The organism is Streptomyces sp. SudanB182_2057 (assembly GCF_964272715.1).
GTDB lineage: Bacteria > Actinomycetota > Actinomycetes > Streptomycetales > Streptomycetaceae > Streptomyces > Streptomyces rubradiris.
In genome coordinates, this window is the sequence record NZ_OZ186798.1 from 5,130,370 (window position 1) to 5,150,951 (window position 20,582).

Below are 20,582 nucleotides of genomic sequence, written 5' to 3' on the forward strand. Positions count from 1 at the left end.
GCCCGAGTGAGAGCAACGTTCCCTTCCGGTCACCCGCTGCCACAGGGTGGAAACGCGCCCTTCCTACCTTCGGACCGAGTCAACCGAGTCAGTGGTCGGCAGACCGAGCAGCCGGAGCACCGTGGAGGCCTGATGACAGCCCCAGCCCCAACCCGTCGAGGCCGCTGGATCGAGCGCTGGGACCCGGAGGACGAGGGGTTCTGGAACGCGACCGGGGAGCGGATCGCCCGCCGGAACCTGTGGTTCTCCGTGCTGTCGGAGCACATCGGGTTCTCGGTGTGGACCCTGTGGTCCGTGCTGGTGCTGTTCATGGGCCCCGAGTACGGGCTGACCCCCGCCGACAAGTTCCTGCTGACCTCGGTGGTCACGCTGGTCGGCGCGGTCGTCCGGGTGCCGTACACGTTCGCCGTGGCCGTCTTCGGCGGCCGGAACTGGACGGTCGTCTCGGCGAGCCTGCTGCTCGCCCCGACCATCGCCGCGTTCACGGTGATGGAGCCGGGCACGTCCTTCTCCACGTTCCTCCTGGTGGGCCTGCTGGCCGGGATCGGCGGCGGCAACTTCGCCTCCTCCATGACCAACATCAACGCCTTCTTCCCCCTGCGGAAGAAGGGGTGGGCGCTCGGGCTCAACGCGGGCGGCGGCAACATCGGCGTCCCCGTCATCCAGCTCGCCGCGCTCGCCATCATCGGCGCGGGCGGCGGCCCGCGCGTGCTGCTCGGCATCTACATCCCGCTGATCGTCGTGGCCGCCGTGCTCGCCGCGCTGTTCATGGACAACCTGGCCTCGGTGAAGAACGACACCGGCGCGGCCAAGGACGCGGCCCGGGACGGCCACACCTGGATCATGGCCTTCCTCTACGTCGGCACCTTCGGCTCCTTCATCGGCTACAGCTTCGCCTTCGGCCAGGTGCTGACCAACCAGTTCGGCCGGACCCCGCTCCAGGCGGCCTACCTCACCTTCATCGGCCCGCTGCTCGGCTCCCTGATCCGCCCCGTCGGCGGCTGGCTCGCCGACCGCTACGGCGGCGCCCGCATCACCCTGTGGAACTACGTCGGCATGGCGGCCGCCACCGCCGTACTGATCGGGGCCGGCATGCGTAAGTCGCTGCCGCTGTTCGTGTCCGTCTTCGTCGTGCTGTTCGTGCTCAGCGGCCTCGGCAACGGGTCGACGTACAAGATGATCCCCGGCATCTTCCAGGCCAAGGCCCTGGCCCGGGGGCTCGAGGGCGAGGCGGCCGTCGCCCACGGCCGGCGGCTGTCCGGCGCGGCCATGGGGCTGATCGGCGCGGTCGGCGCGCTCGGCGGGGTCGGCATCAACCTGGCCTTCCGCCAGTCCTTCCTCTCCTACGGCTCCGGTACCGGTGCCTTCGTCGCGTTCCTCGGCTTCTACGCTGTCTGCTTCGTGGTCACCTGGGCCGTATACCTTCGCCGCCCGATCGGGCGGATTCCGGCCACGGCGTCCACGTCCGAGGAGAAGACCCAGCTCAGCTATGCCGAGGTATGACGTAACACCGGCGACATCGAGCCGAACCGAGCCTGTCACGCAGTGTTGACAGGCTCGTGCGGCGCGCCGGTCAGCTAGGAGAGCCCCATGTACGACGAAGAGCAGCAACCCGAGCACGGCCCCCTCGCCGGGTTCACCGTGGGCGTCACCGCCGCGCGCCGGGCCGAGGAGCTGGGCGCCCTGCTCCAGCGGCGCGGCGCCACCGTCCTGCACGCTCCCGCGCTGCGGATCGTGCCGCTCGCCGACGACAGCGAACTGCTGGCCGCCACGAAGGACATCATCGACCGGGTGCCGGACGTCGTCGTGGCCACGACCGCCATCGGCTTCCGGGGCTGGGTCGAGGCCGCCGACGGCTGGGGCCTCGGGGAACAGCTGGTGGGCCGGCTGCGCGGGGCGCGGCTGCTGGCCCGCGGCCCGAAGGTCAAGGGCGCGATCCGGGCGGCGGGCCTGACCGAGGAGTGGTCGCCCTCCTCGGAGTCCCTGGCCGAGGTCCTCGACCGGCTCCTGGAGGAGGGCGTCGACGGCAGCCGCGTCGCCGTACAGCTGCACGGCGAACCCCTGCCCGGCTTCGTGGAGTCGCTGCGGGCCGCCGGGGCGGAGGTGCTCCCGGTGCCGGTCTACCGCTGGATGCCCCCGGAGGACACCGGCCCGCTGGACCGTCTGCTGGACACGGCCGTCGGCCGCGGCCTGGACGCCCTCACCTTCACCAGCGCCCCCGCCGCCGCCTCCCTCCTCTCCCGGGCGGAGGAGCGCGGCCTGCTGGGCGAGCTGCTGTCGGCGCTGGCCCACGACGTCCTGCCCGCCTGCGTCGGCCCGGTCACCGCGCTGCCCCTCCAGGCCCACGGGGTGGACACGGTCCAGCCGGAACGCTTCCGCCTCGGCCCCCTGGTGCAGCTGCTCTGCCAGGAACTCCCGGCCCGCGCCCGCGCGTTGCCGGTCGCCGGCCACCGGGTGGAGATCCGCGGCCACGCGGTCCTGATCGACGGCGAACTCAAGCCGGTCCCGCCGGCCGGCATGTCCCTGCTGCGCGCCCTGTCCCGCCGCCCCGGCTGGGTGGTCCCGCGCGCGGACCTGCTCAAGGCCCTGCCCGGCGCGGGCCGCGACGAACACGCCGTGGAGACGGCGATGGCCCGTCTGCGCACGGCCCTCGGCGCGCCGAAACTGATCCAGACGGTGGTGAAGCGGGGCTACCGGCTGGCCCTCGACCCGGCGGCGGACAGCAAGTACGCGGACCAGTAGGGCCGGGGCACGGCCCGGCGGCGCGGAGGGCCGCCGTGGCGCACGGGGCCCCGGACCGTGGCGGGCGACCCGTTCCCCGCACGAGGGCTTCCGGCCCAACCCCCCGCCAGGCACTGTGGAGAAGGCGGGACGCGGTCGTCCCGCATGCCGTCCGTGCGCGGGGGTGCACGCCCGCGCACGGTTTCTGCCTAGGCGGTGACTGGCACATGGCACTCGGTGGAGGCACGCCCGCGTACCCGCTGCGGTTCGATGCCGGACGGGTGTGCCTGGACCTGCTCGCCACCCGGCATCCGGGCGAACGCCTGGACGGCGTGGGCGCGTTGTGCGCGTGGATCACCGGTTCCGGACTGGTGCCGGACGGGACCCCGCTCGGGCACGCGGAGGTCTCCTGGCCGGCCGCCTTCCGGGAACTGCGGGCGGACATCGGGCACTTGGTGCGCGTACTGCTGGCTGGGGAGGCCGGCGGGTACGGGGGTGCGCTCGCTCGGGTCAACGAGGCCGCCCGGGCCGTGCCGCCCGCGCCCGTCGCCGTACCCGGGGAAGGCGGAAGCCTGGTGAGGGAGTTGGCCGGGCCGCCCGGGTGTGCCGGGCTGCTCGCCGTCGTCGCCCGGGACGCCGTGGAACTGCTCACCGACCCCGTCGCGCGGGCCTCGGTACGGCAGTGCGCGGGGGACGACTGCCCCCTCGTCTACCTCGACACCTCCCGGGGCCGGCGCCGGCGCTGGTGTTCCAGCGAGGTGTGCGGCAACCGCGAACGGGTCGCCCGGCACCGGCGGCGGGCCGCACTCGCCCGCGCCTGACCGTGTGACACGGGCCGTACAGCGCGCTGGAGATCCCGTGGTGGAAATGTGCGGGCATGTCCCGGCCGGCGGCCCGCCTCGGGGAAATCCGGGCTTCCGCTTTGAACGCCCCACCGCCCCCCTGCGTACGGGTGGGCGAGCTACCGACTGGGGGAACCCCCGGACACCGGAGGTGGGCGTGCGCAAGGATGCGGCCGTGGCCAAGGACCGTGGATCGAAGGCCCGACATCGCCTGTCCGCACGCCCCTCGGAACCCCGCGTACCCGCACCGCCCGCCGAACCCGACGAGGAACTGGTGCGCGCGCTCTACCGGGAGCACGCCGGTCCACTGCTCGCCTACGTCCTGCGGCTGGTCGCCGGTGACCGGCAGCGCGCCGAGGACGTCGTACAGGAAACGCTCATCCGTGCCTGGAAGAACGCCGGTCGGCTCAATCGGGCGACCGGTTCGGTACGCCCCTGGCTGGTGACGGTCGCGCGCCGCATCGTGATCGACGGCCACCGCAGCCGGCAGGCCCGGCCGCAGGAGGTCGACCCGTCGCCGCTGGAGGTCATCCCCGCGGAGGACGAGATCGACAAGGCGCTGTGGCTGATGACGCTGTCGGACGCGCTCGACGACCTGACCCCGGCCCACCGGGAGGTGCTCGTCGAGACGTACTTCAAAGGGCGTACCGTCAACGAGGCGGCCCAGACCCTCGGCATACCCAGCGGAACCGTCCGGTCCCGGGTGTTCTACGCCCTGCGGTCGATGAAGCTGGCACTGGAGGAGCGGGGGGTGACGGCGTGATGAGCAGCGGGTACGGGGGGAGAGCGGGCATTCGGACCGGGTGGTCCGGGTATGCCTGGGCCCATGAACCCCAGCCAGGGATCTCCGGTGCCGAGCGAACACGAGACCGTGGGCGCCTACGCCCTAGGGATCCTCGACGACGCCGAGGCAACCGCTTTCGAGGCGCACCTCGCCGGCTGCGAGTGGTGCGCCCGGCAACTGGACGAGCTGGCCGGGATGGAACCGATGCTCGCCGCGCTGGCCGACCTGCCCGGCTCCGGCGGCACCCCCGCGATCGGCGAGTCGCTGGCCGCCCGGCCCGGCCCCCGGCTGATGGAGGAGCTGGTGGGCGAGGTCGCCGAGCAGCGCGCCCGCAAGCGCCGCCGCGGCTTGTACCTGATCGCCGCCGCGGCGGCCCTGGTCGTCGCGGGCCCGCTGGCCGCGGTCGCGGCCGGCGGCGGCTCCGACGGGGACGGGCAGGTCGCCGCGCCACCGGCCCAGTCCGCCTTCCGCACCATGTCCGACCGGAAGTCCGCCACGGACGCCGCGACCCGCGTCAGCGCGACCGTCGCCATGACCGGCAAGGACTGGGGCACCCAGGCGGTGCTGGAGCTGAAGAACGTCAAGGGCCCGCTGAAGTGCTCCCTGGTGCTCGTCGCCAAGAACGGCCAGCGCGTGACCATGTCGTCGTGGTCGGTGCCCGACCGGGGGTACGGCATCCCGGACGCCGAGACCGACCAGGCGCGGAAACCGCTCTACATCGGCGGGGCGGCGGCCTTCCGGCCCGACGAGATCGACCACTTCGAGGTGGTGACGTTCGAGGGGCGGAAGCTGGTGGAGGTCGACGCGGAGCCCCGGGGCGCGCCCCGGGTGACCGCCCCGTAGCTTCGACGGGTCCCCTTCGCGTACGGTTGACGGCTGCCCAGCACGTCAGAAGGGGGCCAGGTGGCCGCTCAGGTTCAGCAGTCCGCGGTCGGCTCGGTACACGAGACACACGATTCCGTCCGTGACCGGGAGATCAGCGTCGAACAGGAACACCTGGACCGGGTGTACCGGCGGCTAGAGGAGAAGATCCACGAGGCCGAGTTCCTGATGCACGACGCGGCCCAGCGCGGCCAGGTCGGCACCCCGGGCGCGCTCGCCGAACGGGACGCCCAGGTCTTCCGGGCCGGGGTCCATCTCAACCGGCTGAACAACGAGTTCGAGGACTTCCTCTTCGGACGGATCGACCTGCTGCTCGGCAAGGACGGCAAGAAGGGGCCCGACGGCGCCTACACGGCCGTCGAGCCCGCCGAGGGCGCCGTGCGCGAGGACGACACCGCCGACATCGCCGAAACGCTGCACATCGGCCGTATCGGCGTCCTGGACGAGGACTACTCCCCGCTGGTCATCGACTGGCGGGCGCCGGCCGCCGCGCCCTTCTACCGGGCCACGCCGGTGGAGCCGGGACGGGTGGTGCGGCGCCGGGTCATCCGCTCCAAGGGGCGCCGGGTGCTCGGCGTCGAGGACGACCTGATGCGGCCGGAGCTGACGGCGTACCTGGACGGCCGGGAACTGCCGGTCATCGGCGACGGCGCCCTGATGGCCGCCCTCGGCCAGGCCCGCGGCCACACCATGCGGGACATCGTCTCCTCCATCCAGGCCGAGCAGGACCTGGTCATCCGGGCCCCCGCCGCCTCCATCACCTACGTGGAGGGCGGACCGGGCACCGGGAAGACCGCCGTCGCCCTGCACCGCGCCGCCTACCTGCTCTACCAGGACCGCAGACGCTACGCGGGCGGCATCCTGATCGTCTCCCCGACGCCGCTGCTGGTCGCCTACACCGAGGGCGTGCTGCCCTCGCTCGGCGAGGAGGGCCAGGTCGCCATCCGCGCCATCGGCTCCCTCGTCGACGGCGCGGAGGCCACCGTCTACGACTCCCCGTCCGTGGCCCGCGCCAAGGGCTCCGCCCGGATGCTGAAGGTGCTGCGCAAGGCCGCCCGGGGCGCCCTGGAGCTGGGCCCGGCCGCCCCGGCCGACGCCGAGGACGACGAGGACCGGCCCGGTGACGGCACGCCCTCCCGGCTGCGCGTCGTGGCCTTCGGGCGCCGGCTCGAACTGGAGGCCGACGAGCTGGAACGTATCCGCCGTACCGCCCTCACCGGCACCGCGCCGGTCAACCTGCTCCGCCCGCGCGCCCGCAAGCTGCTGCTGGACGCCCTGTGGGCCCGGTCCGGCGCCGCCGCCCGGCACACCGACCCGGAGCTGGCCGCCGAGCTGCGCTCTTCCTTCGACGAGGACGTCACGAGCGAGGACTCCTTCCTGGCGTTCCTCGACGCCTGGTGGCCCGAGCTGACCCCGCGGGCCGTGCTCGCCGCGATGGCCGACGAGAAGCGGCTCGGCCGCTGGGCCCGGCGGGTGCTCAACCCCGGCGAGGTCCGCAAGGTCGCCCGCTCGCTCAGGCGGGACGGCCTGTCCGTGCACGACATCGCCCTGCTCGACGAGCTCCAGGCGATCCTCGGCGCCCCGGCCCGCCCCCGCAAGAAGCGCGAACTGGACCCGCTGGACCAGCTCACCGGCCTGGAGGAGCTGATGCCGGTGCGCGAGGAGACCCAGCGCGAGCGGGCCGAGCGGCTGGCGCAGGAGCGCACCGAGTACGCGCACGTCATCGTGGACGAGGCGCAGGACCTGACGCCGATGCAGTGGCGCATGGTCGGCCGCCGCGGCCGGCAGGCCACCTGGACGGTCGTCGGGGACCCGGCGCAGTCCTCCTGGTCCGACCCGGACGAGGCGGCCGAGGCCCGCGACGAGGCGCTGGGCAGCCGGCCCAGGCGCCGCTTCCAGCTCACCGTGAACTACCGCAACCCGGCCGAGATCGCCGACCTGGCCGCGAAGGTGCTCGCGCTCGCCATGCCCGGCGCCGAGGCCCCCTCCGCCGTGCGGTCGACCGGGGTGGAGCCGCGCTTCACCGTGGTGGCGGACTCCCTGGAGCGGACGGTGCGCGCGGAGGCCGAGCGGCTGCTGGGCCTGGTGGACGGCACGGTCGGCGTGGTGGTGGCGATGGGCCGGCGCGAGGAGGCCCGGCGCTGGCTGGCCGGGCTGGGCGACCGGGTGGTGGCCCTCGGCAGCCTGGAGGCCAAGGGCCTGGAGTACGACGCGACGGTCGTCGTCTCGCCCGCGGAGATCGCCGACGAGTCGCCGGCCGGCCTGCGCGTGCTGTACGTGGCGCTGACCCGGGCCACCCAGCAGCTGACGGTGGTCTCGACCCAACGGGACGACCCGGACCCGACCGGGGTCCCGGACCTGCTCAGGGACTGACAGGCGGGGACACGGCTCCTGCCTCACGTGTCGATTTCGAACAATCCCGCGTGAGGGGAATGGCCCTGGGCGAGGGTTTGTTAGCCTTGGTGTGGCACCGGCCCGATCCAAGCCCCCGGGCCCAACCTTCGTCGCTACGAGCGACCACTTGCCGCGAGGCGAGCATGGCGGGTCGGTGTCATATGCGTGGGAGGCCCACGTCACGGATGTGACGTGGGCCTCTTTCTTTGCCCCGGCGACCTCTTTCCACACCCGACCGTTTCTCGTATGGTGGAAGTAGTTTTCCGAAACCACGCACCCCACAGGGAATGTCGCGTGAACAAAACGTCCGTAATCCAGGGCGACTACCACGTACTGAGTGGTAGGTGCGACGATCGGACGGCACAACTCGCGACACGGTGAAAGCAGAGGAAGTCGGCCATGGCAACGGCGCCCAGCGTCTCCTACTCGATGACGATCCGGCTGGAGGTGCCCGCGAGCGGAACGGCCGTCTCGCAGCTCACCACGGCCGTGGAGTCCTCCGGGGGCTCGGTGACCGGCCTCGACGTCACCGCGTCCGGCCACGAGAAGCTCCGTATCGACGTCACCATCGCGGCCACCTCCACGGCGCACGCCGAGGAGATCGTCGAGAAGCTGCGCGGCATCGAGGGCGTCACGCTCGGCAAGGTCTCCGACCGTACGTTCCTGATGCACCTCGGCGGCAAGATCGAGATGGCGTCGAAGCACCCCATCCGCAACCGTGACGACCTCTCCATGGTCTACACGCCCGGCGTGGCCCGCGTCTGCATGGCCATCGCCGAGAACCCCGAGGACGCCCGCCGCCTCACCATCAAGCGCAACTCCGTTGCGGTCGTGACGGACGGCTCCGCCGTGCTGGGCCTCGGCAACATCGGCCCCAAGGCCGCGCTGCCCGTCATGGAGGGCAAGGCGGCCCTCTTCAAGCGCTTCGCCGGCATCGACGCCTGGCCGATCTGCCTGGACACCCAGGACACCGACGCGATCGTGGAGATCGTCAAGGCGATCGCCCCGGGCTTCGCCGGCATCAACCTGGAGGACATCTCCGCGCCGCGCTGCTTCGAGATCGAGGCCCGGCTGCGCGAGGCCCTGGACATCCCGGTCTTCCACGACGACCAGCACGGCACCGCCATCGTCGTGCTCGCCGCCCTGACCAACGCGCTGCGCGTGACGGACAAGGCGATCCAGAACATCCGGGTCGTCATGTCCGGCGCCGGCGCGGCCGGTACGGCCATCCTGAAGCTGCTGCTGGCGGCCGGCGTGAAGAACGCCGTCGTCGCCGACATCCACGGTGTCGTGCACGCCGGCCGCGAGGACCTGGTGAACGCCCCGGCCGACTCGCCGCTGCGCTGGATCGCCGACAACACCAACCCCGAGGGCCTCACCGGCACCCTGAAGGAGGCCGTGCGCGGCGCCGACGTCTTCATCGGCGTCTCCGCCCCGAACGTCCTGGACGGCGCCGACGTGGCCGCCATGGCCGAGGGCGCCATCGTGTTCGCGCTCGCGAACCCCGACCCCGAGGTGGACCCGGCGATCGCCCGGCAGACCGCGGCCGTCGTGGCCACCGGCCGCTCCGACTTCCCGAACCAGATCAACAACGTGCTGGTCTTCCCGGGCGTCTTCCGCGGCCTGCTGGACGCGCAGTCCCGCACCGTCAACACGGAGATGATGCTCGCCGCCGCCAAGGCCCTGGCCGACGTGGTGAGCGAGGACGAGCTGAACCCGAACTACATCATCCCCAGCGTCTTCAACGACAAGGTCGCGGGCGCCGTGGCCGGGGCGGTCCGGGAGGCCGCCAAGGCGGCCGGCGCGACGGCCTGACCACGGCGTGACGTACGGTGCGGGGGGCTGTGAGTATCACCACGGCGGCCCCCCGCACCGGCGCGTCGTGGAACCACCGGATGCCGGGCGCGCTCTAGGGTGACGGCCGAGCGGGCGCTTTTCGTGTGACTCCCCAGGGTGTTCTCACGACTCCTACGGGTGCCGGATTGGCTTTCCCGCCGCAGGTAGGGGCAGGATGCTCCCGCAGGGACCCTGTCCCTCCGGGGGGCACCCCCAAGGGCGCGAGCGCATCGGCATCGCAGTGCCTCGGGCGGCGTACCGCCGCGTGGCACACCCCAACGGCAAGAAAAATACGGGAGTAACAACATGAACCGCAGTGAGCTGGTGGCCGCGCTGGCCGACCGCGCCGAGGTGACCCGCAAGGACGCCGACGCCGTGCTGGCCGCGTTCGCCGAGACCGTCGGCGAGATCGTCGCCAAGGGCGACGAGAAGGTCACCATCCCTGGCTTCCTGACCTTCGAGCGCACCCACCGTGCCGCTCGCACCGCGCGCAACCCGCAGACCGGCGAGCCCATCAACATCCCGGCCGGCTACAGCGTGAAGGTCACCGCGGGCAGCAAGCTCAAGGAAGCCGCCAAGGGCAAGTAATCGCTCCGCGCTGAGCGCCGGCCCACTGAGCGCCGTGAGCTGCTGCGGGGCCGCTGTGGTTGATCGCGCCCCGCGGCGGAGCCGCTGATCGACACGGCCCCGCGCCCCTTCGGGGCGTCTCAGGCTTAGGACGCCGAAAAGGGCGGCCCCCCTTCCACAGGGGGGCCGCCCTTTCGGTGTCCGTGGGACCTAGCCGAGCGCCTTGCCCGGCAGTTCGACCTTCGCGCCGAGTTCGACGAGCTTGTCCATGAAGTTCTCGTAGCCGCGGTTGATCAGCTCGATGCCGTGGACACGGGAGGTGCCCTCGGCGGCGAGGGCCGCGATGAGGTACGAGAAGCCGCCGCGCAGGTCGGGGATGACCAGATCGGCGCCCTGGAGCCTGGTGGGGCCGGAGACGACCGCGGAGTGCAGGAAGTTGCGCGCGCCGAAGCGGCAGGCGGAGCCGCCCAGGCACTCGCGGTAGAGCTGGATGTGCGCGCCCATCTGGTTCAGGGCGGAGGTGAAGCCGAGCCGGGACTCGTAGACCGTCTCGTGGATGATGGACAGGCCCGTGGCCTGGGTCAGGGCCACCACCAGCGGCTGCTGCCAGTCCGTCTGGAAACCGGGGTGCACGTCCGTCTCCAGGGCGATGGACTTCAACTGCCCGCCGGGGTGCCAGAAACGGATGCCCTCGTCGTCGATCTCGAAGGCGCCGCCCACCTTGCGGTAGGTGTTCAGGAACGTCATCATCGAGCGCTGCTGGGCGCCGCGGACGTAGATGTCGCCGTTGGTCGCGAGCGCCGCCGAGGCCCAGGAGGCGGCCTCCAGGCGGTCCGGCAGGGCGCGGTGGGTGTAGCCGGACAGCTTGTCCACACCGGTGATGCGGATCGTGCGGTCGGTGTCCATCGCGATGATCGCGCCCATCTTCTGCAGCACGCAGATGAGGTCCTCGATCTCCGGCTCGACGGCCGCGTTGGACAACTCCGTGACGCCTTCGGCCAGTACGGCCGTCAGCAGCACCTGCTCGGTCGCGCCGACGGACGGGTAGGGCAGCCGTATCTTCGTGCCGCGCAGCCGCTGCGGAGCCTCCAGGTACTGCCCGTCGGCCCGCTTCTCGATCGTCGCGCCGAACTGCCGCAGCACGTCGAAGTGGAAGTCGATGGGCCGGCCGCCGATGTCACAGCCGCCGAGACCGGGGATGAACGCGTGGCCGAGACGGTGCAGCAGCGGGCCGCAGAAGAGGATCGGGATGCGGCTGGAACCCGCGTGGGCGTCGATGTCGGCGACGTTGGCGCTCTCCACCCGGGTCGGGTCCATCACCAGTTCGCCCGGCTCCTCGCCCGGACGGACCGTCACCCCGTGCAGCTGGAGCAGGCCGCGCACGACGCGCACGTCACGGATGTCCGGAACGTTGCGCAGTCGGCTCGGCTCGCTGCCCAGCAGGGCGGCGACCATGGCCTTCGGTACGAGGTTCTTCGCACCGCGGACACGGATCTCGCCCTCCAGCGGGGTTCCGCCGTGGACAAGCAGGACATCGTCGTTGACGGTCATGAATCTCGCGTTCCGATGAGTTGGTCAGGGGCCGGCCGATCACTGTGCGCAGGGGCCGGGAAGACAGGGTAATCGCCGATTACCCCCCTCCCGTAAGCCCAGTACCCGGCCAGTCCGTCATAGCTGTGTCACAACACGAACCGTTCCCTTTCGGGCACATGGGGTCACCGGCGCCCCGGGTGCGCGCCGGGGGCGTGACCCGGTCCCGACCGGCTTCACCTCCGTGCCCCCGATTGGCTCCCCACACCCGGGGAAGATGCGGGATCATGTCTGGCATGACCGAGGTGTCCTCGCTCACAGGGCGGCTGCTCGTGGCCACTCCCGCCCTGGCGGACCCGAACTTCGACCGTGCGGTGGTGCTCCTCCTCGACCACGACGAGGAGGGTTCCCTCGGTGTCGTCCTGAACCGTCCCACCCCCGTGGTCGTCGGCGACATCCTGGAGGGCTGGGCCGACCTGGCCGGCGAGCCCGGTGTGGTCTTCCAGGGCGGCCCGGTGTCGCTGGACTCGGCGCTGGGCGTGGCGGTCATCCCGGGCGGCGCCGACGGCGACCGGGCACCGCTCGGCTGGCGGCGGGTCCACGGCGCGATCGGCCTGGTGGACCTGGAGGCCCCGCCGGAGCTGCTCGCCCCGGCCGTGGGCAGCCTGCGGATCTTCGCCGGGTACGCGGGCTGGGGCCCCGGCCAGCTGGAGGACGAGCTGGTGGAGGGCGCCTGGTACGTCGTGGAGTCCGAGCCGGGCGACGTGTCCTCGCCGGCCCCGGAGCGGCTGTGGCGCGAGGTGCTGCGCCGCCAGCGCAGCGAGCTGGCGATGGTGGCCACGTATCCGGACGACCCTTCGCTCAACTGATGCGTGTGAGCTTCAGTACCCTGGCTGTTATGAGCACTCTCGAGCCCGAGCGCGGGACTGGTACGGGGACCCTCGTAGAGCCGACGCCGCAGGTGTCCCACGGCGACGGCGACCACGAGCGCTTCGCCCACTACGTCCAGAAGGACAAGATCATGGCGAGCGCCCTCGACGGCACCCCCGTCGTGGCGCTGTGCGGCAAGGTCTGGGTGCCGGGCCGCGACCCGAAGAAGTACCCCGTCTGCCCGATGTGCAAGGAGATCTACGAATCCATGGGCAGCGGCGGCGACGACAAGGGCAAGGGCGGCGACAAGTAGGTCCCCGGCCCGGCCGGAGGCGGTGAGGTCCCCGGGGCGCGTGCGGTGCGCCCCGGGGATCTTCGCGTTTTCCGGCCGTCGACTGGTCCAGACCTCTTGTGGGGGCCCGGCGCAGTGCCTAGCCTTCGAGGTGTCGCTTTGTGCAACGCCCGTTGCGCATACTGCAACGACCCCCAGGGGGCTGAGGACGTGGAACTGATTCCGGCGCCGCGCGCCGTGGAGGAGCCCACCGGACCGGGCGTGCCGCTCGGCCCGGACACCACACTGTGGGCCGCTCCGGGCACCGAACGCACCGAACGCTGGCTGCGCGCCACCCTCGGCGCGGCCCTGAACCTGCCGCTGCGCCCCGGGCCGCCGGACGCCCGCGACGGCGTACGGCTGCTGCTGGACGACACCCTGGCCCCCGAGGCGTACCGGCTCACCGCCATCGCCGGGGACGGCGTGGAGATCCGCGGCGGCGGCCCGGCCGGCGTGTTCTGGGGCGCGCAGACCCTGCGCCAGCTGCTCGGCGCCGACGCCTTCCGCCGGGCCCCGCTGCGCCCGGCCGCGGCGCCCTCCGTCCCGGCCGGGGTCGTCGAGGACGCCCCCCGCTTCCGCTGGCGCGGCCTGCTCCTCGACGTCGCCCGGCACTTCATGCCCAAGGAGGGCGTGCTGCGCTATCTGGACCTGATGGCCGCGCACAAACTCAACGTCCTGCACCTGCACCTGACGGACGATCAAGGCTGGCGGATCGAGATCAGGCGCTATCCGAAACTGACCGAAATCGCCTCCTGGCGCTCGCGGACCAAATTCGGCCACCGCGCCTCACCGCTGTGGGACGAGAAACCGCACGGCGGTTACTACACCCAGGACGACATCCGCGAGATCGTCGCCTACGCCGCCGAGCGGCACATCAGCGTCGTCCCCGAGATCGACGTACCGGGCCACTCGCAGGCCGCCATCGCCGCCTACCCGGAACTCGGCAACACCGACGTCGTCGACACCGCGGCCCTCTCCGTCTGGGACACCTGGGGCATCTCGTCCAACGTGCTCGCCCCCACCGACACCACCCTGCGCTTCTACGAAGGGGTGTTCGAGGAAGTCCTGGAGCTGTTCCCCGCCGACGCCGCCGAGTTCTCCCCGTTCGTGCACGTCGGCGGCGACGAGTGCCGCAAGGAGCAGTGGACCGAGTCCGTCACCGCCAAGACCCGCATCGCCGACCTCGGCCTCACCGACGAGGAGGCCCTCCAGTCCTGGTTCATCGGCCACTTCGACACCTGGCTCGCCGCGCGCGGGCGCCGCCTCATCGGCTGGGACGAGATCCTGGAGGGCGGACTCGCGCCGGGCGCCGCCGTCGCCTCCTGGCGCGGCTACGCGGGCGGCATCGCCGCCGCCCGGGCCGGCCACGACGTGGTCATGTGCCCGGAGCAGTACGTGTACCTGGACCACCGGCAGGCCCCCGGCGGCGACGAACCCGTGCCCATCGGCTTCGTGCGGACCCTGGAGGACGTCTACCGGTTCGAACCGGTGCCCGCCGGGCTCACCGAGGAGGAGGCCCGGCACGTGCTGGGCACCCAGGCCAACCTGTGGACCGAGGTGATGGAGGACTCCGCCCGCGTGGACTACCAGGCATTCCCCCGCCTCGCCGCCTTCGCCGAGGTCGCCTGGAGTCCGCTGCCCGCCCCCGCCGACCGGGACTACGCGGACTTCGAGCGCCGGATGACCGCCCACTATCGGCGACTTGACGCCCTCGGCGTCGCCTACCGGCCACCCACCGGACCCCGCCCGTGGCAGCGCCGCCCCGGCGTGCCCGGCCGCCCGATCGAGGGACCGCCCCCGAACCGCTGACCGCACGGCACTTCCGGGCCTGCCCCGCCCCGCGCCTCCCCGCCCCCGAACAAGTGCCGGAAAAACCCCGGCAGTATCACCGAAGAGTGGCAATCCGCCCGCACCACCGAAGCCGTGCGAAACCGGACCAACCCCCCGGTGAGGTGGGCGAAAGCCTCCTAGCGGACCCCCGCGTTCGGGCGTTGCGAAGATGTGCCAGAGTTGCGTCGTCCGCCCTGTCAGCACGTACCGTACGGCAACACAGGCGGGACCAGGTGGGGCAGCGGGAAGGGGCAGCCGGTTTGACCACGCACGCACCGCGGACGGCACAGGCCGTCACGTTGCCCACGACGCTGGACGAGGCGGTGGCGGCCCTCGCGGCCATGCCCACCGCCGTCCCCGTGGCGGGCGGCACCGACCTCATGGCCGCCGTCAACTCCGGCCAGCTCAGGCCCGCCGCGCTGGTGGGGCTGGGCCGCATCAGCGAGATCCGCGGCTGGCAGTACCAGGACGGCCACGCGCTGCTCGGCGCGGGCCTGACCCACGCGCGCATGGGCCGCCCCGACTTCGCGGCCCTCATCCCGGCGCTCGCCGCCGCCGCGCGCGCCGCCGGCCCGCCGCACATCCGCAACGCGGGCACCCTGGGCGGCAACATCGCCTCCGCCGCCCCCACCGGGGACGCGCTGCCGGTGCTGGCCGCCCTGGAAGCGACGCTGATCATCGCGGGCCCGGGCGGTGCCCGCCGGGAGATCCCCGTGTCGCACCTGCTGGCCGGCGTGGAGATGCTGCGCGGCGGCGAACTCATCGGCTACGTCCGGGTACCGCTGCTGCACGCCCCGCAGGTCTTCCTCAAGGCCACCGGACGCACCGGCCCGGGCCGCGCGCTGGCCTCCGTGGCCCTCGTCCTCGACCCCGCCCGGCGCGGCGTGCGCTGCGCCGTCGGCGCCATAGCGCCGATGCCGCTGCGGCCCCTGGAGGCCGAGCAGTGGATCGCGGGACTCATCGACTGGGACAACGACCGCGCCCTCGTCCCGGAGGCCCTGCACGCCTTCGGCGAGTACGTCGCCGCGGCCTGCATCCCCGACGCGGCCCCCGAGCCCGACGGCACGGTGGTCCCGCTTCCGCCCGCCGTACTGCACCTGCGGCGCACCGTCGCCGCGCTGGCCCGACGAGCACTGGGGAGGGCGCTGTCGTGACCGACGACCAGCACGGAGAGGGCACGCCCCAGGGCGGCGGACGCTGGAACCCGCTGCCCCAGGGCGACTACGACGACGGCGCCACGGCCTTCGTCCAGCTCCCGGAGGGGGGCATCGACGCCCTGCTGACCGGCGACAGCCCGCTGGCCGCGCCGGGCCACGGCTACGTACCGCCGCCGATCACGGCCACGCACACCGACGGCACGGCCGGCTGGCCGGCGCCCGAGGACGGCCGGTGGCCCGACCCGAACGCCGCGCCGGCCTCCTCCCACGCGGCGGACGACCGGTTCACCTACGAGCCCGGCGCCACCCAGCAGTGGACCTTCGAGGAGGCCGCGGCACCGGCCGCCCCCGGGCACGACGTCACCGGGCAGTGGTCCATCCCCGTCGCCGGCGGCGAGCTGCCGGACGAGTCGGGCGAGTACACCACGTCCTCGCTGGTCGAGCAGTGGGGCGGCACCCCGCCGGCCACCCTGCCCGGCGGCGCCCCGGCCCCCTGGGCCGCCCCCCGCCCCTGGGACGCCCCCGACCACACCGCCGCCCACCCGTCGGACCCGGCACCGGAGGCGTACGCCCCCGAGCCGGGGTACGGCCACGGACCCGCCCCGCACGGCGAGGACTACCGGGACGGGCACGGGGGCGGCTACGGGGATGCCGGGCACGCGGAGGGTGCTGGGCATGGTGTCACCGGTTACGTGGACGCCGGGCACACCGAGGACGCTCACGAGGGAGCTGTGCCCGCGGACGCGGGTTACTCCGACGGGGGGCATGCCGAGGGCGCTGCCGAGCCTGCCCCTACGGGCTACCCGGACGCCGGGCACGCCGAGCACGGGCACGTGGCCGGGCCCGCCCACGCCGGGCACGCCCACGCCGGGCCCGCCCACGCCGGGCACGGCGACGCGGCCGACGGCGACACGCCCGGCGGTACGGTCGCGCCCGGCACCGCGGGCACGTCCGGCGCGCCCGGCGAACCGGCCGTACCGGAGCCTTCGCCGACCGGTGCCGGCACGGCGCCGGAAGCGGACGCCCACGGCCTCGCCGAAGCCCCTGAGCGCCCTGCGGAAGCCCCGTCGGGCCACGAACAGCCCACGGAGCCGGCCTCCGCGTCCCAGCCCGCCACAGCGGCGGACACGGCCTCCCCGGAGGCCCTCGGGGACCACGGGAACCACCTGAGCCCCGGGGACCCGGTGACGACGGCCGACCCGGCGGCCCCGGCCGACACGCCCGGCACCGGGCACACCGACACACCGGCAGCGGCCGAGCGGCCCGCCGCCCACCCGGCGGAACCCGCCGACGCCACCGGTGCGATCGATGCCGTCGATGCCGTGAATGCCGTGGATGCCTTCGAGACCGCGGAGCAGCCGGCCGAGGCCGCCGTACCCGAGGCCGCCGCGCCCCCGGTCCCGGCGGAACCCGCCGAGGCGCCCGCCGCCACGGCGCCGTCCGAGGACGACGGCGCCGCCGACGACGCCCCGCCGGCCCGGGAAAACCCGGAGACCGGGGAGCTTCGGGACCCCCAGGAGAGTCAGGAACCCCGGGAACCCGTACTGGACGGCGTCGAAGAGCCCGCCGCCCTCCTGCCGCCGCACGACGACCACCCCCTCGCCTCGTACGTCCTGCGGGTCAACGGCACCGACCGGCCGGTGACGGACGCCTGGATCGGCGAGTCGCTGCTCTACGTGCTGCGCGAACGGCTCGGTCTCGCGGGCGCCAAGGACGGCTGCTCGCAGGGCGAGTGCGGGGCCTGCAACGTCCAGGTGGACGGCCGGCTGGTGGCGTCCTGCCTGGTCCCGGCGGTCACCACGGCCGGCAGCGAGGTCCGGACGGTCGAGGGCCTGGCCGTGGACGGACGGCCCTCCGACGTCCAGCGCGCGCTGGCCCGCTGCGGCGCCGTGCAGTGCGGCTTCTGCGTGCCCGGCATGGCGATGACCGTGCACGACCTGCTGGAGGGCAACCCGGCGCCCACCGAGCTGGAGACCCGGCAGGCCCTGTGCGGCAACCTGTGCCGCTGCTCGGGCTACCGGGGCGTCCTGGAGGCCGTCAAGGAGGTCGTCGCCGAGCGCGAGGCGTCCCACGCCGGCCACGAGACGGACGCGGACGAGGCACGTATCCCGCACCAGGCGGCCCCCGGCTCCGGCGGCGTCCACCCGTCGGCCTTCGAGGCCCCCGGCGCGTTCGCCGCCCCCCGGCCCCCGGAGCACTACGACACGCCGGACCCGTACGGCACCACGCCGCCGGGACCGCAGGACCAGCAGCACTACGGCCAGGACGGAGGCCAGGCGTGAGCAACGAAGCCGGCATCGCGACCACCGCCCCGGAACCCGCCCCCGAGGCCGAGCCGTCGCCGCACGGCCTCGGTGTCTCCCTGCCGCACGCCGACGCCCGCGCCAAGACCGAGGGCACCTTCCCGTACGCCGCCGACCTGTGGGCCGAGGGCCTGCTGTGGGCGGCCGTACTGCGCTCCCCGCACGCGCACGCGCGCATCGTGTCCATCGACACCACGCACGCGCGCGAGATGCCCGGCGTCCGCGCCGTCATCACCCACGAGGACGTGCCCGGCACCCCCCGCCACGGCCGCGGCACGCCCGACCGGCCGGTGTTCGCCTCCGACGCCGTACGCCACCACGGCGAGCCCATCGCCGCCGTGGCCGCGGACCACCCGGACACCGCGCGGATGGCCGCCGCCGCCGTCATCGTCGAGTACGAGGTCCTCGACCCCGTCACCGACCCGGAACAGGCCTTCGAGGCCGAGCCGTTGCACCCCGACGGCAACCTGATCCGGCACATCCCGCTGCGCCACGGCGACCCGGAGGCGGTCGGCGAGGTCGTGGTCGAGGGCCTGTACCGCATCGGCCGCCAGGACCCGGCCCCCATCGGCGCCGAGGCCGGTCTGGCCGTGCCGCGCCCGGACGGCGGGGTGGAGCTGTACCTGGCCTCCACCGACCCGCACACCGACCGCAACACGGCCGCCGCCTGCTACGGCCTGTCCCCAGATCGGGTGAAGATCGTCGTCACCGGGGTGCCCGGCGCCACGGCGGACCGCGAGGACCAGGGCTTCCAGCTCCCGCTCGGCCTGCTCGCCCTGCGCACCGGCTGCCCGGTGAAGCTGACGGCGACCCGCGAGGAGTCCTTCCTCGGCCACGCCCACCGCCACCCCACCCTGCTGCGCTACCGCCACCACGCCGACGCCGAGGGCCGCCTGGTCAAGGTCGAGGCGCAGATCCTGCTGGACGCGGGCGCGTACGCCGACACCTCCGCCGACGCCCTGGCCGCCGCCGTCTCCTTCGCGTGCGGCCCGTACGTCGTCCCGAACGCGTTCATCGAGGGCTGGGCCGTCCGCACCAACAACCCGCCCTCCGGCCACGTGCGCGGCGAGGGCGCCATGCAGGTGTGCGCCGCCTACGAGGCGCAGATGGACAAACTGGCGCGGAAACTGGGCCAGGACCCGGCCGAGCTGCGGCTGCGCAACGTCCTGGCGACCGGGGACGTCCTGCCCATCGGCCAGACCGTGACCTGCCCGGCGCCGGTCGCCGAACTCCTCCAGGCCGTACGGGACTTCCCGCTGCCCGCGCTGCCGAAGGACACCCCCGAGGAGGAGTGGCTGCTGCCCGGCGGCCCCGAGGGCGCGGGCGAACCGGGCGCGGTGCGCCGGGGCGTGGGCTACGGCCTGGGCATGGTGCACATGCTGGGCGCGGAGGGCGCCGACGAGGTGTCCACGGCCACGGTCAAGGTCCACGACGGGGTGGCCACCGTGCTGTGCGCCGCCGTGGAGACCGGCCAGGGCTTCACCACGCTGGCCCGGCAGATCGTCCAGGAGACCCTGGGCGTCGAGGAGGTCCACGTCGCGCCCGTCGACACCGACCAGCCGCCGGCCGGCGCGGGCTGCCGGGGCCGGCACACCTGGGTGTCGGGCGGCGCGGTGGAGCGCGCGGCGAAGATGGTCCGCACCCAGCTCCTCCAGCCGCTCGCGCACAAGTTCGGCATGTCGACGGAGCTGCTCCAGATCACCGACGGCAAGATCACCTCGTACGACGGGGTGCTGTCGACCACCGTCATGGAGGCGCTGGAGGGCAAGGAGCTGTGGGCCACGGCCCAGTGCCGCCCGCACCCGACCGAGCCGCTGAACGCCGCCGGGCAGGGTGACGCCTTCGTGGGCCTCGCGTTCTGCGCGATCCGCGCGGTGGTCGACGTGGACGTCGAGCTGGGCTCGGTGCGGGTGGTGGAGCTGGCGGTCGCCCAGGACGTCGGCCGGGTCCTCAACCCGGCCCAGCTGACGGCCCGGATCGAGGCCGGCGTCACCCAGGGCGTGGGCATCGCCCTCACCGAGAACCTGCGCGCGCCGCGCGGCCTGGTCCGCCACCCCGACCTGACCGGCTACGCCCTCCCGACCGCCCTGGACGCCCCCGACATCCGGATCGTCAAGCTGGTCGAGGAGCGGGACGTGGTCGCCCCCTTCGGCGCCAAGTCGGTCAGCGCGGTCCCGGTGGTGACGGCCCCGGCGGCGATCGCCTCCGCGGTACGCGCCGCCACCGGCCGCCCGGTCAACCGCCTCCCGATCCGCCCGCAGGCGGCGGTGGCCACGGACCGGTGAGCGGCGCTCTGCCCGTCCCCGTCCGGCGAGCCGCGTGACGAACCCCTTCCCCGGGCCGGGCGGGTTCGCTCGGTGAATCCCGCTGTTCGCCGTGGCGGCACCGGCCGTTGTCCTCGGCGGGATCTACTTCCCCCGGGCCGGACGGCGTACGGACCCCTGGGCGCCGATCCGGCCGGGCAGGCAACGTGCCCGGCCCGGACGGCGTCTTGCCTGGTGGCGGCCGTTGTCAGTGGTGCGGCGTAGGCTGCGA

At 73.6% G+C, this 20,582-nt stretch carries 15 protein-coding genes; 14 read left to right on the top strand and 1 reads right to left on the bottom strand.

Features of this window, described 5'->3' with window-relative positions:
• Positions 1-132 precede the first annotated feature (132 nt).
• The 8 genes from ACSURM_RS22575 (at position 133) to ACSURM_RS22610 (ending at position 10,047) form a co-directional block, all read left to right on the top strand.
• Positions 133-1,503 (top strand): nitrate/nitrite transporter, encoded by a 1,371-nt coding sequence (locus ACSURM_RS22575; RefSeq protein WP_436957459.1) that lies wholly within the window; start codon positions 133-135, stop codon positions 1,501-1,503.
• Between the two features lie 87 nt (positions 1,504-1,590).
• Entirely contained in the window at positions 1,591-2,742 is a 1,152-nt protein-coding gene (locus tag ACSURM_RS22580; protein WP_436957460.1) for a uroporphyrinogen-III synthase, read from the top strand.
• 206 nt (positions 2,743-2,948) lie between these two features.
• Positions 2,949-3,542 carry a CGNR zinc finger domain-containing protein gene (locus ACSURM_RS22585; RefSeq protein WP_436957462.1) on the top strand — a complete coding sequence of 198 codons (594 nt, stop codon included), beginning with the start codon at positions 2,949-2,951 and terminating at the stop codon, positions 3,540-3,542.
• Between the two features lie 172 nt (positions 3,543-3,714).
• Entirely contained in the window at positions 3,715-4,326 is a 612-nt protein-coding gene (locus ACSURM_RS22590) for a sigma-70 family RNA polymerase sigma factor (protein ID WP_436957464.1), read from the top strand.
• Positions 4,327-4,389: 63 nt separating this feature from the next.
• On the top strand, positions 4,390-5,190 hold the full coding sequence (locus ACSURM_RS22595) for a zf-HC2 domain-containing protein (RefSeq protein ID WP_436957465.1): 801 nt from the start codon (positions 4,390-4,392) through the stop codon (positions 5,188-5,190).
• 60 nt (positions 5,191-5,250) lie between these two features.
• Positions 5,251-7,602, top strand: coding sequence for a HelD family protein (locus ACSURM_RS22600; RefSeq protein WP_436957466.1), 2,352 nt, complete (start codon positions 5,251-5,253; stop codon positions 7,600-7,602).
• Positions 7,603-8,022: 420 nt separating this feature from the next.
• The gene (locus ACSURM_RS22605) at positions 8,023-9,438 is read left to right on the top strand and encodes an NAD-dependent malic enzyme (RefSeq protein ID WP_289969449.1); all 1,416 of its coding nucleotides are present in this window, start codon (positions 8,023-8,025) and stop codon (positions 9,436-9,438) included.
• Between the two features lie 327 nt (positions 9,439-9,765).
• Positions 9,766-10,047: an HU family DNA-binding protein gene (locus tag ACSURM_RS22610; protein WP_023550134.1), complete on the top strand. Its 282-nt coding sequence runs from the start codon at positions 9,766-9,768 to the stop codon at positions 10,045-10,047.
• Positions 10,048-10,236: 189 nt separating this feature from the next.
• On the opposite strand, the gene murA is transcribed toward ACSURM_RS22610, so the two are convergent.
• Positions 10,237-11,577, bottom strand: a complete 1,341-nt coding sequence (gene murA / locus ACSURM_RS22615; RefSeq protein WP_189754253.1) for a UDP-N-acetylglucosamine 1-carboxyvinyltransferase — start codon at positions 11,575-11,577, stop codon at positions 10,237-10,239.
• A gap of 275 nt (positions 11,578-11,852) precedes the next feature.
• Here murA and ACSURM_RS22620 point away from each other — a divergent pair, with 275 nt between their 5' ends.
• From ACSURM_RS22620 to ACSURM_RS22645, 6 genes are all read left to right on the top strand, one after another.
• The gene (locus ACSURM_RS22620; protein WP_436957469.1) at positions 11,853-12,425 is read left to right on the top strand and encodes a YqgE/AlgH family protein; all 573 of its coding nucleotides are present in this window, start codon (positions 11,853-11,855) and stop codon (positions 12,423-12,425) included.
• Between the two features lie 29 nt (positions 12,426-12,454).
• Positions 12,455-12,739: a DUF3039 domain-containing protein gene (locus tag ACSURM_RS22625; RefSeq protein WP_030610517.1), complete on the top strand. Its 285-nt coding sequence runs from the start codon at positions 12,455-12,457 to the stop codon at positions 12,737-12,739.
• A 189-nt stretch (positions 12,740-12,928) separates the two neighbouring features.
• A complete protein-coding gene (locus ACSURM_RS22630) occupies positions 12,929-14,566 on the top strand; it encodes a beta-N-acetylhexosaminidase (RefSeq protein ID WP_436957471.1) in 1,638 nt (545 codons plus the stop codon).
• A gap of 281 nt (positions 14,567-14,847) precedes the next feature.
• A complete protein-coding gene (locus ACSURM_RS22635) occupies positions 14,848-15,741 on the top strand; it encodes an FAD binding domain-containing protein (protein WP_436957472.1) in 894 nt (297 codons plus the stop codon).
• On the top strand, positions 15,738-18,026 hold the full coding sequence (locus tag ACSURM_RS22640) for a 2Fe-2S iron-sulfur cluster-binding protein (RefSeq protein ID WP_436957474.1): 2,289 nt from the start codon (positions 15,738-15,740) through the stop codon (positions 18,024-18,026). The genes ACSURM_RS22635 and ACSURM_RS22640 overlap by 4 nt, the downstream gene beginning before the upstream one ends.
• On the top strand, positions 18,023-20,332 hold the full coding sequence (locus ACSURM_RS22645; protein WP_436957476.1) for a xanthine dehydrogenase family protein molybdopterin-binding subunit: 2,310 nt from the start codon (positions 18,023-18,025) through the stop codon (positions 20,330-20,332). Before ACSURM_RS22640 ends, ACSURM_RS22645 begins: the two co-directional genes overlap by 4 nt.
• Positions 20,333-20,582: the final 250 nt, after the last annotated feature.